At 53.8% G+C, this 13,041-nt stretch carries 9 protein-coding genes; 2 read left to right on the top strand and 7 right to left on the bottom strand.

Annotated features, from left to right (window positions below; genetic code table 11):
* Positions 1–173: 173 nt before the first annotated feature.
* Together prfB and J4377_RS02545 are read right to left on the bottom strand one after the other, a co-directional pair.
* Positions 174–1,272 (bottom strand): peptide chain release factor 2 gene (gene prfB / locus J4377_RS02550; protein WP_174412712.1). Its coding sequence is split into 2 segments (ribosomal slippage): positions 174–1,196 and positions 1,198–1,272, totalling 1,098 coding nucleotides; the frame shifts between segments, so codons are not numbered across the junction.
* Between the two features lie 234 nt (positions 1,273–1,506).
* A complete protein-coding gene (locus J4377_RS02545) occupies positions 1,507–2,853 on the bottom strand; it encodes an OmpP1/FadL family transporter (protein ID WP_038480993.1) in 1,347 nt (448 codons plus the stop codon).
* Between the two features lie 274 nt (positions 2,854–3,127).
* On the opposite strand from J4377_RS02545, the gene J4377_RS02540 reads away from it, so the two are divergent.
* Positions 3,128–3,571: a MerR family DNA-binding protein gene (locus J4377_RS02540; protein ID WP_038486497.1), complete on the top strand. Its 444-nt coding sequence runs from the start codon at positions 3,128–3,130 to the stop codon at positions 3,569–3,571.
* Positions 3,538–6,084, top strand: a complete 2,547-nt coding sequence (locus J4377_RS02535; RefSeq protein WP_253486531.1) for a heavy metal translocating P-type ATPase — start codon at positions 3,538–3,540, stop codon at positions 6,082–6,084. Before J4377_RS02540 ends, J4377_RS02535 begins: the two co-directional genes overlap by 34 nt.
* A gap of 80 nt (positions 6,085–6,164) precedes the next feature.
* On the opposite strand, the gene J4377_RS02530 is transcribed toward J4377_RS02535, so the two are convergent.
* The 5 genes from J4377_RS02530 to thrC all read right to left on the bottom strand — a co-directional run bounded on the left by J4377_RS02530 (position 6,165) and on the right by thrC (position 13,041).
* Positions 6,165–7,631 carry a cytochrome P450 gene (locus tag J4377_RS02530; RefSeq protein ID WP_253486529.1) on the bottom strand — a complete coding sequence of 489 codons (1,467 nt, stop codon included), beginning with the start codon at positions 7,629–7,631 and terminating at the stop codon, positions 6,165–6,167.
* Positions 7,632–7,802: 171 nt separating this feature from the next.
* Positions 7,803–8,417, bottom strand: a complete 615-nt coding sequence (locus J4377_RS02525; RefSeq protein ID WP_038480987.1) for a YitT family protein — start codon at positions 8,415–8,417, stop codon at positions 7,803–7,805.
* 123 nt (positions 8,418–8,540) lie between these two features.
* Positions 8,541–9,773, bottom strand: a complete 1,233-nt coding sequence (locus J4377_RS02520) for a glycosyltransferase (RefSeq protein WP_253486527.1) — start codon at positions 9,771–9,773, stop codon at positions 8,541–8,543.
* Positions 9,774–9,846: 73 nt separating this feature from the next.
* Positions 9,847–11,646: a DHH family phosphoesterase gene (locus J4377_RS02515; RefSeq protein WP_120385827.1), complete on the bottom strand. Its 1,800-nt coding sequence runs from the start codon at positions 11,644–11,646 to the stop codon at positions 9,847–9,849.
* Positions 11,647–11,652: 6 nt separating this feature from the next.
* Positions 11,653–13,041 (bottom strand): threonine synthase, encoded by a 1,389-nt coding sequence (gene thrC / locus J4377_RS02510; protein WP_038480979.1) that lies wholly within the window; start codon positions 13,039–13,041, stop codon positions 11,653–11,655.

Genomic DNA, 13,041 nt, shown 5'->3' with positions numbered 1-13,041 from the left:
CCCTGTTCAATGTTCAAACGCTAAAAAGATGACGAACCCCCTGATTAACTATTGCGCTTGGCCATACTGCGTTAAAAATCGCCTCAAAATGCTCATTTACAACCCGTAAACTGCGCTTTTTCGTTGATTTTTGCCTTGTCTGGTCTGCGCTCATCACATTAATCAGAGGCTTCTTACAAACCCTGCTTCAGGCTGGCGACGATAAACTGATCTAAATCGCCGTCGAGCACTTTGTCGCAGTTGCTAGACTGAACGCCGGTGCGCAGGTCTTTGATGCGTTGATCGTCCAGTACATACGAGCGAATTTGGCTGCCCCAGCCGATATCGGCTTTAGAGTCTTCCGCTTCCTGCTTGGCCGCATTGCGCTTTTGCATTTCGTGTTCCCACAACTTGGCCTTCAACTGCTTCATGGCGAAGTCGCGGTTGGCATGCTGGCTGCGTTGATTCTGACACGCCACCACAATGCCGGTCGGCTCGTGGGTGATCCGTACTGCTGAGTCGGTGGTGTTAACGTGCTGGCCACCCGCACCGCTAGAGCGATAGGTGTCTACCCGCAGGTCAGAGGGATTAATTTCAACCTCAAAGCTGTCGTCAATTTCCGGCGACAAAAATACCGATGCAAACGACGTATGACGGCGGCCGCCGGAATCAAACGGGCTTTTACGCACTAGACGGTGCACACCAGTTTCAGTGCGCAACCAGCCAAAAGCATAGTCACCTTGAATATGCAGCGACGCCGATTTAATGCCTGCTACTTCACCAGCAGAAATTTCGATAATCTCTGCTTTGAAACCGTGGCTCTCCGCCCAGCGTAAGTACATACGCAGCAGGATATTCGCCCAGTCTTGAGCTTCGGTACCGCCCGACCCAGACTGAATATCCAGATAGGCATTATTCTCGTCCATTTCACCGGAAAACATGCGGCGAAACTCAAGCTTTTCCAGTGCCGCTTGCAGACCATCGAGCTCTTTGCGCACTTCATCGACGGTGCCTTCGTCATCTTCCATTTCCGCAAGCTCAAGCAAGTCGCGGCTATCAGCCAAGCCTTGGTCGAGCTCATCGATGGTGGCCACGATGGCTTCAAGCGATGCCCGCTCTTTACCCAGCTTTTGAGCATAGTCTGGATCGTTCCAGACATTAGGGTCTTCAAGTTCGCGGGAGACTTCTTCTAGCCGATCTTTGCGTTCGGCATAGTCAAAGATACCCCCTAAGAACGTCTGTCCGCTCAGACAGGTCCTTGATCTGGTTATGTATCGGATTTGTTTCCAACATGGATCGCCTAGCCTTGGTCAGTATCGCACGGTTCAAAAGAGACAGGCGCCGCTGGGGCAGCTAAGCGCCTAGGCTTACAAATGCCAACGCTAGCCGCCCCAGCGGCGAAATTCTGAGACGCATTGTAACGAAAGCCAACGCTTACCGCACCCACCCTGAAAAACGATCGCCACGCAAAAAAACCCGGCGTAAGCCGGGTTTATAGGTAAAACGATTAAAGCAGACAGCTTATCATCAGAAACGATAGGTAAGCTGAGCACCGAAACCATGGGCTTCGTTTTTATAGTCTGCGGAGTAGTTAGAGGTAATCGGCGGTGTTTGCTGACCGGCAACAGTAAAGCTGTCGGTTTTGCTCTGATCAACCTGGGTGCTACGCTCGGTAAGGTACGAGTAGGCAACGTCCAAGGTTAAATCAGGCGTGGGGCTCCAGCCTGCACCAATCGAGAAAATCCGACGGTCGTCAGAGGGAATACGCACGCTGCGAGTTTCATCCTGGGTGGGCGTAAAGTCCAGCGCTACCCCAGCGCGTAGTGCCACTGTTGGTGTTAACTGGTACTCGCCACCGGTAGAGAATGCCCACGCATTGGAGTAATTCTGCTGTTCGTTGGTAATTTCACCACGCTCGGTGCCGGTGACCAAAATCTGGTCAAAGCGACTCCAGCGTGCCCAGGAAACACCGAACATCAGCTTCAGCTTGTCGCTCATTTCCTGAGTCAACGAGAAGTTGACTGTTTCAGGCGTTGTTAAATCCAGCGCTGCCGTATCTGTTACTGTGCCGATCCCTAGCTGATCCAACACAGGTGAGTTAGCCGCAAAGCTACCTTCCAGATTAAAATCTACTTTTGAGCGGTACGTTAAGCCGAACGTAGTTTCAGGTGCTGGCTGATAAATGACACCCAAGTTATAGCCCCAGGCCTCATCATCGCCTTCCACACGCGAATCCACTTCAGAAAGGCCTAGCGGAGTTGCCACAGGCACCTGACGACGCAGTTCACCCTCTACTCGGTTATAGGTGAGGCCTGCGCCGACAGACCACTGCTCGTTAAAACGATACGAGACCGTTGGCTGAGCCGTCATCACTTTTACTTCGGTGTAGTTGCCCTGGTTACGCCCCTGAAAACCATTTTCGTATTCGGTTTTAGAACCGAATGGCGCGTAGACCCCAAAACCGAATGCCAGCTTTTCATTAACAGGGTGCGCATAGAAGGCAAAGGGAATTAGCGTACCTGGCACCATGTCACCATCGTTGGTGCCCGCCACTGGCAACGTATCTGTCGCCCCCCCTGTCGCTTGTAGGAAAGCAGGGCTACTCTGTGAGGCACGTACATTAGAAATGTCGCTATTTACGTTGAGGAACGTGCCACCTACCGTAATTTGGGCACGATCAAGAAACGACATACCTGCCGGGTTACCGTACACAATGGTTGCATCATGCACATTTGAGCTGCGCCCGGCATGACCATATCCCTGTCCGCTGACGCTCTGCTCATTGATTTGATAACCGCCTGCTTGCGCCTGACTAACAAAAGCAACTGATGCTACTGCGGCCGCCAAGGTGAGCTTTTTAAATTTATTATGCATAGTGGGCCTCTCTTCCCAATGATCCGATGGATACTTCCATCCACCCTCTTTGTTCTAACACCTCAGTTTTCGCCTAATGACCGCTTGGGATCAAGGGCAAACGAGCGTTTTATTTCGGTTTTGACTTATACATTAGTCGAACGAGTGTTTTAAATCAGTGTTTTAGTCATTTCGACTGAAGGTCACAATATCGCTTGACCTATGTGTTACCCATAGGTTTTACACTTAAAAACATCAAAACTTCCACGCAGAGGACGTTATGCAGCCTGGAGAGATGAAGGTCGGCGAACTTGCCAAACGCGGTAGCGTTACCGCAGAAACGGTTCGCCATTACACCCGTGAAGGGTTGCTGGCACCAACACGCCACCCTGAGAACGGTTACCAGTTATTTTCAACTACTGACTTAGAGCGACTGCACTTTATTCAACGAGCACGCAAGCTCGGCTTTAGTGTGGCTGAGATTCGCGACATCCTGGCTCACGCCGATCAAGGCGACTCCCCATGTCCATTGGTGCGCGATCTACTTACCCACCGACTACCACAAATACGGGCACGCATTGCCGAGCTTGAAGCGCTCGCCCAACGCATGGAACAGGCATTAGAGAGCTGGCAGCACATGCCAAATGGCATGCCCGATGGTCATAGCCTATGCCGTTTAATTGAGAGTTTTCCCGAGGAGACACCATGCAATCACGCACCATGCAGCCACAAACACTGAGTCGCACCGTGCCGGGCATGAATTGCCAGGGCTGCGTAAAGCGTATGCGCGAGGCGATTCAAGCCGCAGACCCCAACGCCCTCGTTGAAGGCTTTCCCGCAGAAAAACGCTTGGAAGTTACCAGTACGTTAGAAAACGATTCACTGGACAGCACATTAAGTGAAGCGGGCTATCCACCGGGTGACTCCAACAGCGAGACTCAACCACCGACGGAAAGTGATACTGCGCCAACGGTCGATAACGGTAACGACAAACTGACGGCTGAAAATGAGACGCCCACCAGCGCGCCTCAACAGAGGCTATTGATTAGTGGCATGACCTGCGCAGGCTGTGTGAATAGCGTCGAAAAAGCGTTGGTCAACACCCCGGGCGTTACCGACGCCTCGGTGAACTTTGGCACCCACACCGCCCAAGTAACCGGCAGGGTTGAGCGCGCGGCTCTGATTAACGCTGTGGCGGCAGCAGGCTACCGCGCCGAGCCTATTGTCGACATGCGCGAGGCCGAACGCATTCGTGAGTCCCAAGAGGCCGCAACCTATCGCCAGCGCCTGCGCGGCAGCATGCTGTCATTAGCGCTGGCTATTCCGCTCATGCTGAGCATGTTCGTTTATCACCCGCACCCCATGGGAATGGGCCGTCTTTATTGGCTGGTCATTGGCCTGCTTACCCTGGCTATTTTGGCATTTCCAGGGCGGCACTTTTTTACCAACGCTTGGAAACAGTTCAAGCTCCATCAGGCCAATATGGACACGCTCGTGGCCATGGGTACGGGTACCGCCTGGCTCTATTCGATGATGGTCGTGGCGTTTGCTCCTTGGCTACCAGAGGTCGCTCAAGGCATCTACTTTGAAGCATCGGCCATGGTGGTGGGGCTCATCCTGCTCGGCAATGCCATGGAGTTACGTGCCCGTGGACGCACCAGCAGTGCATTAAAACGCTTGCTAGACCTGCAGGAGAAAACTGCACGCGTGATCCGTAATGGCCAAGAGCAGGAGTTGCCTGTTGACGACGTAGCGATAGACGATCATATCCGCGTACGCCCCGGCGAACGACTGCCAGTGGATGGCATCGTACTCGATGGCCAAAGCTATATTGATGAATCCATGCTGACCGGTGAACCGCTGCCCGTTCATAAAAACGCGGATGACGATGTCAGCGCTGGTACTGTTAACGGCAATGGCAGCTTGGTCTATCGCGCCACTCGTGTGGGCAGCGACACTCGCCTGGGACGCATAACCGAACAGGTCGCCAGCGCTCAAAACTCTCGTCCGCCAATTGGTGAACTGGCCGATAAGGTATCGGGAATTTTTGTTCCCAGCGTGATGATCATCGCCGTACTAACCGCACTGATCTGGTTTAACGTCGGCCCCGCTCCCGTGGTGATCCATATGCTGGTGACCGCCACCACGGTACTGATTATCGCCTGTCCCTGCGCATTAGGGCTGGCAACACCCATTTCCACCATGATTGGGGTGGGTAAAGCCGCCGAGCACGGCGTGCTGGTAAGAAGCGGTGAAGCGTTACAAACCGCCAGCCAAATCACCACCTTAGTGGTGGACAAAACCGGTACGCTGACTGAGGGCAAGCCTCAAGTGACCGATGCGACTGTACTACATAATGATTCTTCGCAAGTGCTCGCCTGGGTAGCCGCACTGGAAAGTCGTTCGGAACATCCGTTAGCCAATGCATTAACAGCTTATGCGGAAGCGCATAATGCCCCTGCTGAAACACTGGATACGTTTGATAGCGTCACCGGTGGCGGCGTGAAAGGTAGCACCCAAGCAGGCGACTCACTGCTGCTGGGCAATGCCCGCCTACTCGAAGAGGCTGGTGTGGATCTAACCCCCGCAGAAGAGAGCGTACGCCAGCTAGAAGCGAAAGCACGTTCATTGGTATACCTGGCAGCCAATGGCAAGCTAGCTGCTCTATTCGGTATCAGTGACCCGCTGCGTGCTGACGCGGCTGCCGCAGTGAAACGCTTACAAGAAGATGGCTTAACCGTCGTCATGCTCACCGGCGATAATGAACATACTGCGGCCGCTGTGGCACGGGAAGTGGGCATTAGCGAGTTTAGAGCAGGCATGACGCCAGATGATAAGCACGCGGAAATTGAGCGTCGTCAGCAGGCAGGAGAGGTTGTAGGCATGGTGGGTGATGGCATCAACGATGCCCCAGCACTGGCTCGTGCTAACGTTGGCTTTGCCATCGGCCAGGGCACCGACATCGCTATGGAGAGCGCCGGAATTACCTTGATGCGCGGTTCGCTACATGGTGTGGCTACTGCTATCGAGTTAAGCCGGGCGACGCTCACCAACATCAAACAGAACCTAGTCGGAGCCTTTGGCTATAACGTACTGTGCATCCCGATTGCTGCCGGCGTGCTTTACCCGTTCACCGGCATGCTGCTGTCACCCATCATTGCCGGTGCGGCCATGTCGCTATCGTCAATCACCGTGGTGAGCAACGCCAACCGCTTACGGCTTTGGAAACCCGCCCAACAGGAGGCCTCATGAGCCTATTGATCAACCTGGCAGGAATCGGTCTTATCGCCGCTATCGTATGGTGGTTTTGGCTTAGCGCCTGATAAGTAATTTCAACGTGGCTGTAGCATCATGGGTAGGCCGCCTTGTGGGCGTAATGTCAGTCGACATTCAATGCTCACTTGGTGGCCTGAAACCAGTTTAGGCGTGAAATGCTGCGCCAATGTTGCCAAGCAGAGAACGCCTTCGTAAAGCCCAAAGCGTTTGCCGAGACAAACACGTGGCCCCACGCTAAAGGGTAGATAAGCAAATTTGTCTGGACGTGGAGCCTCGGGAAGAAAGCGCTCAGGAACAAAATGATCGGGCGCCTCCCACAATTTACGGTGCCGGTGCAGCAACCAAGGGGATACGAGCAAAACGGTCCCCTCGCGCACATCGCGATTGCGCACCTTATCCTCCCCACGCGCTTGTCGGCTTAGCATGGGTACCGGTGGATATAGCCGCATGGCTTCCTCAAATACCGCCATTGTATAAGGCAGTTTAGCGACATCTTCGTAGCACGGCGTTCTACCACCGAGCACGTCATCAAGTTCATGCTGCAGGCGCGCCATAGCCTGAGGGTCATAATCAAGCAGGTACCAACACCACGCCAATGCGTTAGCAGTCGTTTCATGGCCTGCCATAAACATGACAATCGCTTCATTACGCACCGCTTTTCGGCCCATCGGACAGCCATTATCTCCGCCATCTTTCATAGACGTCATAAAGCTCTCAATCAGGCTATGCTGTCCTTGCCCTGATCTGTGCGTATGACGATCAATAATACGGTCAATAATTTCATGCACTTGTTTTGCTGAATAGCGCGTACGTGCTCTTCGCAGTGGATTACCTAGCAAACTTAAAAATGGCAATCCCAGCATATTGGCCATATCTAAATGCTCAGAATGACGCTGATATTCGGTAAAACCAGCCACCACCTGCTCAGCTTCTTCGTCGGTGGTATCATCCCCAAAAATCGTTCGGCCAATGATACGCGCTGTTAAATGAGCCATCTCAGTCAGCATATCAATGGGCGTATCTGATGGATGCTGGGCCCATCGCTTGGCAGTTTCCTCCGCCGAGGCGGTCATGGTGGTACAGAAACCGGGTAACAGAGCGTTGGTTAGCGATGGCGCGCACTGGCGGCGGCGCTGACGCCACAAATCGCCATCGCTGACAAACAACCCATCATCAAGAAGCGGTTCCAGAGCACGGCGCATTTGCGGACTTTTACGATCATAGTTGTCGTGCTGCTCAAGGAAAACGCGACGAACCGTATCGGGGCTATTACACAGAACATAGTCTTGCTTCATCAGCGCCATGCGCGAGGTACGTATTGAGTAGTCTTCCTCCCGCCAGACAGAAAGCAGATTGTGCTGCGCTAGACGCAAGCGATGCACGATGCCTTTACTGGCTGAAACAGGCGTTACCTTGACCGGAGGTTCCAAGCCCTTAGCCCGGTTCAATGCCGCAGAAAGCCCCTGATGGTCATTCGCACTTTTTGTTGTTACTGCTTTGCATAAAACACTATCTTGGTGCATTGTCCCCTGCCCTACTATTTATATGTTTGGAAGCCGACTCTTATTCACGGGACATACTTTTTAACTAAATTTAACGACGTCTACCTTAACAGGAACAGCCGGCTTGGCGCATCGACGGTTAATTACCCTGCTTGATAAGAAATCTCTAGCGACCTGTCTCGTTAGTTCTATTTAACTAACACCGATATACCGCCCTGGTTTGTGATTCAAGGCAATAATCAAATTCAGCGTCAGTGCCCCCAACACGGAGTAACCCACGCGGTCTAGCGGTAGCTGGGTCAGTGCCACCAGCAAAATTAGCCCGTCGATCCCCAGTTGCACATAGCCTGCCCGCAGGCCATGCTTTTCTTGCAGATAGAGCGCGAGAATATTAATTCCCCCAAGGCTGGTTCGATGCCGGAACAACATCAACATGCCTATGCCCATTAAAGCGCCTCCCATCAACGCAGCGTACAGCGACGGAACATTGGCGAACTGTACCCAACCTTGGGTGAGTTCAGAAAACAACGACACGAGACCGATAGCGGCAAACGTGCGCAGCGTAAAACTCCACCCCATGCGCTTAATGGCCAAATAGTAAAATGGTACATTGATGGCAAAAAACCAGAAGCCAAATCCCCACCCAGTCACGTAATTCAGCAGTAATGCCAGCCCAGCGGTGCTGCCAGTGATCAATACCGAATGGGTATAAAATGCCACACCTAAAGCAACAAACAGCGTGCCAAGTACCATGGCCATCATATCTTCATAGTATTTATGCGGATCTTTAGGCAGATCGTCCCGCATGAGGATGTCCTTTTGTAGAATTATTCGAGCACTTCTTCCAAGAGACTCTGCAACGTCAGTGTCTTTACAGAGAATCACCGGGGAGGGAGAACGTATTTCCGACGCTCAATGGCTCTTATTTCATCAGCGCCCCAGCGCACTCTCTAGTATATTGGCTGCATTGGCTGCCCCATTTGCTTTCTGCACGGCGCTTGAAAAACGCTGGGCAGATTGACGAAATACGGGCTCATGCATTAGTCGCTCTAGCTGTCGCACCAATTTATTGGGGTTAATTCTACGCACTGACATCTGCAAGCCGAATTTTTGGCGCACGCCAATTTGAGCATTGAGACGCTGCTCATAGTGGGCAGGCAGCGCCAGCATTGGCACACCCGCCGCTAATGACTGATACATACTGCCATTGCCACCGTGATATAGCATTGCTCGGGCATGCGCCAAGAGCTGTGAGCCAGGCGCATAGCGCGTAAAACGAAAATTATTCGGGGCAGCGTTCATCACCTCTTCGCTTACCTGACCACCGGTGGTCACCATAAAACGGTAAGGCAGCGCTCCCAACGTGGGATACGTGCTGCGCAGGAAATGCTCTAACAACCCTGTTGACCCCATGGTGATATAAATATTGGGCGTGCCATCTTGGAGCTCATCAAACCATTCAGGTAACGGGGCCGTTAGATCTGGGGAGATCGGCCCTACCATATGATAATCGCGAAACCGTTTAGGCAAGCTGTAGAGCCCTGGTAAATCAGGCGAAATCATTGGCATGTGATAGAGCATGTCAAAGGCATTTCGGTCTGGCCGCTGATACTTCTGATAAAGTCGCCGTCGGATACCAGACAGTAAATAGCGGTCTAAGCCTTTAGCAGCGTAGTAAGTAGGTGTTGGCGGCGTTAACAGTCTTGCGGCATAGCCATTCATGATGCCAGCACACGGGACGCCGGCAATGTACGCGGCAGTACTGGCACTTACCGTGGCATCACCCACCACTAAATCAGGTTTGACCTGTTCGATAGCCTGCAACTGGGACTCAATAATCTTGGTTAGAGGCGCCCAATAGCGTAGGTGCACCATATCCCAAAAGGAGGCTTTCCAGCCAAGACGTTGGAAGCGTATCCATATATCGGGAAGATTCGGCTCTCGAGCATAGATAAGAGGGAACCCTGCTTCCTGAACAAGGCTCAAGCGAGAGCTGGGATGGTTAGGATCATCACCCGCGAAAATCACTTCGTGCCCACGTTGGCGCAGTACGTTGGCTATCTCGATACAACGCACTGTATGCGCAAGCACCCACCCTAGAGGGAAAAACAGGATACGTGACGGTCTGGCAGCCACATGGCTACCACTAAGCGAGTCTGACATACCAAGTTTCCTGTCTTATTCAACCATCAAACGATGTTGTCCACTGACTAAAATCCGCGAATAGCAAAGAGGATTAGACAGGGCTGGCGTGTTCTACCATCAACTGCAATGACTCTCGTCCTCGCCAGCGGTTGCGATTGAGCTTATAGGCGCAGTGCAGCGTGTCGCCCACGCTAAATGAGGGGAGCTCCCCTGGCGTTAACGCCCGGAACCAAATCGCTTTGCTAGTCACCGCGCCCATGGAAAGTTCCATCATCAGGTGAGAACCTTCAGCACCTACTGGGCGTAGTGCTTCAACAATAAAGCGCCCTTCAAATAGTGGCGGGTCAAACTCACGCCCGTAAGGGCCAAGCGCTTCAACTTCGCTTAGCGTTAACAGAGATAGCTGCGACGTAGAGAGCTCGCCATCTGTCCATAGCCGCGGATAAAGCGGTGTATCGCCTAGTTGCTCACCAACGGCCTGTAAAAAAGCAGCTTTAAAGGCCGCTAACTGTTCTCTTGGTACGCCGACACCCGCCGCCCCACTATGGCCGCCAAAGCGCGGTAGCGACTCAGGGGCTAGCTCAAAGGTGCGTTGCAGCGCATCCCGTAGGTGCAGGCCATCAATCGAGCGACCAGAACCAGTCAACATATTGGGCGCCGCCGCGCGGGTCAGCACCAACGCGGGGCGGCCATAGGCCTGCACTAACCGCGAAGCGACAATACCTTGCACGCCAGGGTGGCCATCTTCCAGCAGTACCACCACCGCAGGCTCATTAGCCTCCAGCGACGAAACGGCAAGCGCACGAGCCTCCTCCGCCATATCCGCTTCAATCGCCTTGCGAGACTGGTTGTCTTGATCAAGCACCTCTAGCTGACGATTGGCGACACTGTCGCTTTCTGCGAGCATAAAGTGTAACGCCGCATAGGGGTCATCCAGCCGTGAGCGAGCATTAATTCGTGGCCCCATTTGGAACGCCAGCGTTTCGGCGTTAAATGGCACACTATCTGCCCCAAGCCGCGCCGCCATGGCGCGCCAACAGGCAGCGTCCATACGGTTGATCAGCGTTAATCCGTAGTTAACCACTGCGCGGTTGGCCGGACTACCGCCCAGCGAAACACAGTCCGCTACGGTGCCCAGCGCGACGTAAGAAAGCCACGGTGATAGCTTAGGTGTCGCATCAGGCAATGCCCCCCATTCAATCAATACGCCGCGGGCAAGCGACATCAAAAGCCATGCCACCATACACCCAGCGATCGTTTTATCGGGATAGTCACAATCACTGCGTGTCGGGTTAACGCAGGCATAGGCAGAAGGCGGTGGGCCTTCCAACGGCAGCGCGTGGTGGTCGCTGACCACCACATCAATACCAGCGGCTTTCAAGCGTGCAATTCGCGGCTCATCTGAGCTACCGCAGTCAGCGGTAATCACCAGCGAGGGCAGCGGTTTTAAACCAAGTGTGCGCTCCACCAGCGGCAGGCTAATGCCATAGCCATCGTGGATACGGTGGCCAATCAAACTATGTAACTTGTGTTCAGATACGCCAAACAGCTCCACCAACGTACGCCGAATCACCACATGGGAGGTGATGCCGTCCACATCGTAGTCGGTGAGAATGCCGATGGACTCCCCTTCTGCCACTGCCTGGGCAATACGTTCAGCGGCACGGCGGCCATCGGCTAGCTTTTCTGGATGCGCCAAGTAGCGCAAGCTCGGCGCCACCAGGGGTGCGAGCTCGCCCTTATAGCCCGGCAATCGTGAGGCCAATAGCCGTGCTTGTAGCTCGCTTAAGCCTTCCGCTTGGGCACGCACATAGATAGCCTCGTCCAGTGGACGAGGCTCTAAGCGTGGCTGATTGGCGTTCTGCTGCGTAAGTGCGGGTTCGTCGGCCATGACGCCTCAGCGCCGATTGTCAGCGACAAACTGCTGCACGGCGCTCAGCTCAGCGGGCAGCACCGTGTAACGCTCTTCGCGCTCAAGCAAATCATCCATATGAGTGGGCAACGGCACACCCTGGAAACCTGCCTTGACCACGGCTTCAGCGAATTTCGCCGGATGCGCGGTAGCAAGCGTAATCACCGGCGTCGTGGTATCCACTCGTGCGCGCTCTGCAGCGCGATAGCCAGTGGCCGTATGGGGGTCAAGGATCTCCCCAGTACGGTGATGGGCTTCACGAATGACTTCCAGAATGGTCGCATCATCAACGCTATGGCTGGCGAATTTTTCGCGCAGCTTGGCCAGCGGTGCATCGGCAAGCGCCGTAGGCTCTTGCTGGAAGCGTTCTAGTAGCGCTGCCACAGCGGCACCATCGCGGTCGTATGCATCAAACAGCAAACGCTCAAAGTTTGACGAAACAACGATGTCCATTGACGGCGCGAGGGTCGCTGCCAACTCTTTCTTGGAGAAATCATTGGCGGCAAGCGTGCGATGCAGAATGTCGTTGGCATTAGTGGCAATAATGAACTGCTTCACCGGCAGCCCCATCTTAAACGCCATGTAGCCTGCGAAGACGTTACCGAAGTTAGCCGACGGAACGCAGAAGCTCACTTCTCGCTGAGGCGCGCCCAATGCAACACCAGCGGCGATGTAGTACACGATCTGCGCCATAATGCGCGCCCAGTTGATCGAGTTCACCGCCACTAAGCGCGTGCCATTCAGGAAATCCTGATTAGCAAAGCTCGCCTTAACCATTGCCTGGGCATCATCAAAATTGCCTTCGATAGCAATATTGAAGACGTTGTTGGCGAGCACCGACGTCATCTGGCGGCGCTGCACTTCAGACACGCGGTTATGCGGGTGGAGAATAAAAATATCGAGGTTATCGCAGTGGCGACAGCCTTCAATAGCCGCGGAACCGGTATCCCCAGAGGTCGCGCCCATAATGACGGCACGTTCACCACGCTTTTTCAGGAAATGATCCAGTAGCCGCCCTAGCAGCTGCAGCGCGACATCTTTAAACGCCAGCGTTGGGCCATGGAACTGCTCTAGCAGAAAGTGATTGGCATTCAACTGCTTTAACGGCACAACGGCGTCATGATTGAACGTGGCGTAAGCTTCTGTCACCAAGCGACGGAAGGTATCGTCGTCAATTTCACCATTTACAAACGGCTTCATGACCCGAAAAGCAATCTCGGCGTAGGAAAGGCCAGCCATGCTGGCCAGCTCTTCCTTAGAAAACTCGGGCAGCGTTTCCGGCACATAAAGTCCACCGTCGCTGGCCATTCCGGTTAGCACAACCTCTTCAAAGGAGAGCGCGGGCGCTTGGCCACGCGTGCTGATATAACGCAT

The sequence above is a fragment of the Halomonas sp. XH26 genome (genome assembly GCF_024138895.1).
Taxonomy (GTDB): domain Bacteria; phylum Pseudomonadota; class Gammaproteobacteria; order Pseudomonadales; family Halomonadaceae; genus Vreelandella; species Vreelandella alkaliphila.
The sequence above is the reverse complement of the archived record's forward strand: the minus strand, read 5'-3'. Positions and strand labels throughout refer to the sequence as shown.

Bases quoted from the DNA above. Each gene is read 5' to 3' on its own strand.
- J4377_RS02520 (WP_253486527.1), bottom strand. From the start codon at position 9,773: ATGTCAGACTCGCTTAGTGGTAGCCATGTGGCTGCCAGACCGTCACGT.
- J4377_RS02535 (WP_253486531.1), top strand. From the start codon at position 3,538: ATGCAATCACGCACCATGCAGCCACAAACACTGAGTCGCACCGTGCCG.
- thrC (WP_038480979.1), bottom strand. From the start codon at position 13,041: ATGCGTTATATCAGCACGCGTGGCCAAGCGCCCGCGCTCTCCTTTGAA.
- J4377_RS02545 (WP_038480993.1), bottom strand. From the start codon at position 2,853: ATGCATAATAAATTTAAAAAGCTCACCTTGGCGGCCGCAGTAGCATCA.
- J4377_RS02525 (WP_038480987.1), bottom strand. From the start codon at position 8,417: ATGCGGGACGATCTGCCTAAAGATCCGCATAAATACTATGAAGATATG.
- J4377_RS02515 (WP_120385827.1), bottom strand. From the start codon at position 11,646: ATGGCCGACGAACCCGCACTTACGCAGCAGAACGCCAATCAGCCACGC.
- J4377_RS02540 (WP_038486497.1), top strand. From the start codon at position 3,128: ATGAAGGTCGGCGAACTTGCCAAACGCGGTAGCGTTACCGCAGAAACG.
- J4377_RS02530 (WP_253486529.1), bottom strand. From the start codon at position 7,631: ATGCACCAAGATAGTGTTTTATGCAAAGCAGTAACAACAAAAAGTGCG.